The sequence below is a fragment of the Candidatus Methanoperedens nitratireducens genome, assembly GCF_900196725.1.
Lineage (GTDB): Archaea > Halobacteriota > Methanosarcinia > Methanosarcinales > Methanoperedenaceae > Methanoperedens > Methanoperedens nitroreducens_A.
Window position 1 is genome coordinate 1 of sequence record NZ_FZMP01000234.1, and the last position, 2,159, is coordinate 2,159.

Annotated in this window: 4 protein-coding genes; 2 read left to right on the forward strand and 2 right to left on the reverse strand. The window is 43.2% G+C overall.

From position 1 onward, the window contains the following. Positions 1–192: 192 nt before the first annotated feature. Positions 193–387, forward strand: a complete 195-nt coding sequence (locus MNV_RS17660; protein ID WP_096207260.1) for a hypothetical protein — start codon at positions 193–195, stop codon at positions 385–387. Positions 388–495: 108 nt separating this feature from the next. After that, positions 496–741 (forward strand): hypothetical protein, encoded by a 246-nt coding sequence (locus MNV_RS17665; RefSeq protein WP_096207261.1) that lies wholly within the window; start codon positions 496–498, stop codon positions 739–741. Between the two features lie 81 nt (positions 742–822). On the opposite strand, the gene MNV_RS19940 is transcribed toward MNV_RS17665, so the two are convergent. After that, a complete protein-coding gene (locus tag MNV_RS19940; protein WP_179294071.1) occupies positions 823–981 on the reverse strand; it encodes a hypothetical protein in 159 nt (52 codons plus the stop codon). A 223-nt stretch (positions 982–1,204) separates the two neighbouring features. After that, positions 1,205–1,837, reverse strand: a complete 633-nt coding sequence (locus MNV_RS17675) for a helix-turn-helix domain-containing protein (RefSeq protein ID WP_096207263.1) — start codon at positions 1,835–1,837, stop codon at positions 1,205–1,207. Positions 1,838–2,159 lie beyond the last annotated feature (322 nt).

Here is a 2,159-nt window from a genome sequence, read left to right on the forward strand (position 1 = left end):
CAGTAAACTTATCCGATATACGCCTATTCATACCTGCATGAAATTTATAAAGTTGCATACGTGGCACTTATGACGGAACAACTCCAAAAGAATGAAAGCCAATGAAATCAACTTATCTATTTCAGCAGCAGGATAAGAATATGCGTTTATAGTTTCCTATACATCAAGAAACTCGATGAACTAGTTACAGTAATGGATAAAGTTAGAGAAAATACTGAGGGAATCAAAGATATCAGAATGAATCAAGAAGAAATGCAGGCAAATGTACTCAAGCTCATGGAGGGCCAGAAGCACATTTTAGAGAGACTTGAGTATAAAGAGGAACTTTCCTCAATTAAGGTAAAACTAGCTGAACATATAGCAGCATGCGAAAAGGCAAAAGCTTGAACTTTCAGATTACTGGAATTTATAATTCCCTGCTGTTGAGATACTAACTTACGGGGTTACAATGCAGTTGTAAAAAGTTTTAAGTATAAACCTGAATATCAAAGGGTTATGGCAACTCTGGCGGATGTTCTGAAAGCTATAAAAGAGTTAATTACAGTAACTGAAAAGGTCCGGGAGAATACCGAGCGCATTGCTAAATTGGAAGAAAAAATAGATACGTTACACATGGATATGGTAGAGATGCGCGGAGATACCAAAGCAATTTTAAACAGGCTTGATATGAAAGAAGAAATATCCGCCCTTAAAGTTCAATTGGCTGAACATATAGCAGCATGCGAAAAGGCAAAAGCTTGAACTTTCAGGTCATTCAAGCATTTTTTTGAAAAACCCCATCTGCTGTGATAGAAATATAAAAAATAAAAAGAAAAAAATTTATTATTCTTGTTCGCCGGTCAGTCCCCACGAATCTCTCGACCTTACCATCTTTCCGGTCATATTCGTGGCGTGATTAGCACCGATATCCACACCGGGCGGCGCTCCATCCTGCCCGCACCGGCATGGATACCTGTGACCTAATGCGAAATCTTCTGCCACTTCACTCTGGCACCAGGGATTACTCTTTCTTTGGACCCTTCTGGTTAGGATCGTGGTATATCTGGGACTGGTAGTCAGTGCCAGGCCAGGTATTTCTTTTGTCTTCTGCCATTGATATTCCTCCAATATATGCTTCTGACAGGCAGTTGAATCACAGCCTGCACAGTCATCTTTGTCCTGATGCACAATCGAATTTTTCCCGAACATGTAAGGGAGTGCAGGTTTACACTGAGGGTATACCAAAGTACTCAGAAAATATCCTTCGCTGTCCCGCCCTCAGTATCTCGGATATCGTCGATGGGGATATATCAAAGATCCGCGAGAGGTCGCGAAGGCTGATTCTCCTCGGGTACTCATAGTAACCGTTGCTGTACGCGAACTGAAGGACCTCCTCCTGTCGCAGGGTAAGACCTGAAGCGCCGGAAGAACCGGATATCCGTATCAACTGGACTTCGCACTTGTTTTTTTCCAGCAGGTAAACCAGGTCGTGTACCATGCTGTTGTTCTCTGCCGCAACAGCCCACTCAAGCCATCCCCCGCTCCTTGACCTGGATGAGACCATGAAACAGTCGGATTGCTTCAGGGCTATGCAGGCTGCGCATTTTTCGATAACGACCTCACCCACGACCGCCCGGTCGGATTCGCTGGAGAAGGAAGCCTTTAACACGTCCTTACGGCTCCGTATCCTGTTAAGTATAACCGCCAGGTTCTCATCCGAGCTAAGCCTGACAAGACCTCTGCCGCCCCGTGACTGATAGGGTATGCAGCCGAATACCCTTATATCCACGTTATGTTCCTGAAGCAACTGCATCATCCAGTTATCAGGAATCTGAAGCCGCAATATTGCCCACCTCATATATAGACCACCCTTATTACTTAGAGTAATGCTACCTATTAGTCATTTGCAGGCGTGATATAAATAAGTTTACATTTTTGGTTTACTGACCGGTAGTATTTCGATGTATTTAACAGGGTGACTGATGGGTTTGTTAACCCTTTCCGGGAAAAATACGGATATATAGCAGATTTTCCTGCATAACTCTGCAACAGCAGTGCTTATATAGAACCACAAACAATCACAAAGCCTTCGTACAAGCGTGAATTCGTACGTACAATTAAAAGGAATATAACATTTTACGGAGGTTATTCATGTCAGGACAATTAGCAGGACAGCCAAT